Raw genomic sequence first — 1,219 nt, 5'->3', positions numbered from 1 at the left:
GCACTAAGGGGCGGAAACCCCCTAACACTTAGCACTCATCGTTTACGGCGTGGACTACCAGGGTATCTAATCCTGTTCGCTCCCCACGCTTTCGCTCCTCAGCGTCAGTTACAGACCAGAGAGTCGCCTTCGCCACTGGTGTTCCTCCACATCTCTACGCATTTCACCGCTACACGTGGAATTCCACTCTCCTCTTCTGCACTCAAGTTCCCCAGTTTCCAATGACCCTCCCCGGTTGAGCCGGGGGCTTTCACATCAGACTTAAGAAACCGCCTGCGAGCCCTTTACGCCCAATAATTCCGGACAACGCTTGCCACCTACGTATTACCGCGGCTGCTGGCACGTAGTTAGCCGTGGCTTTCTGGTTAGGTACCGTCAAGGTGCCGCCCTATTTGAACGGCACTTGTTCTTCCCTAACAACAGAGCTTTACGATCCGAAAACCTTCATCACTCACGCGGCGTTGCTCCGTCAGACTTTCGTCCATTGCGGAAGATTCCCTACTGCTGCCTCCCGTAGGAGTCTGGGCCGTGTCTCAGTCCCAGTGTGGCCGATCACCCTCTCAGGTCGGCTACGCATCGTTGCCTTGGTGAGCCGTTACCTCACCAACTAGCTAATGCGCCGCGGGTCCATCTGTAAGTGGTAGCCGAAGCCACCTTTTATGTCTGAACCATGCGGTTCAAACAACCATCCGGTATTAGCCCCGGTTTCCCGGAGTTATCCCAGTCTTACAGGCAGGTTACCCACGTGTTACTCACCCGTCCGCCGCTAACATCAGGGAGCAAGCTCCCATCTGTCCGCTCGACTTGCATGTATTAGGCACGCCGCCAGCGTTCGTCCTGAGCCAGGATCAAACTCTCCGATAAAGTAGTTTGACTGACTACGCACATCGCTGTGCGATTTATTTAAAACTTTGAATTAACAGGTACGTTTTGTCTTGTTTAGTTTTCAAAGATCATTACCGCTTGTTGAAGCAACTTTATTATCTTACCACTCAGCTTCTTTTATGTCAACAACTTTTTTTAAGTTGTTTCCGAAGCTTTTTGTTGTTGTCTGCTGTTCATCAGCGACGTTTAATAATATACCACGGTGCCTCTCTATAAATCAAGCATTTTTTAAAAAAAAGAGAAAAAAAGAAAACCAGTATATTATCTTTATAGTTTGAGAATGGTCGGGAAGACAGGATTCGAACCTGCGACCCCATGGTCCCAAACAATGTCC

The 1,219-nt window shown here is 49.7% G+C and carries 1 rRNA gene; it reads right to left on the bottom strand.

Annotated features, from left to right (window positions below):
* Positions 1–864, bottom strand: a 16S ribosomal RNA gene (locus ACFVFH_RS35770); the annotation flags it as partial.
* Positions 865–1,219 lie beyond the last annotated feature (355 nt).

It is taken from the genome of Streptomyces sp. NPDC057697 (genome assembly GCF_042799335.1).
Lineage (GTDB): Bacteria > Actinomycetota > Actinomycetes > Streptomycetales > Streptomycetaceae > Streptomyces.
The sequence above is the reverse complement of the archived record's forward strand: the minus strand, read 5'-3'. Positions and strand labels throughout refer to the sequence as shown.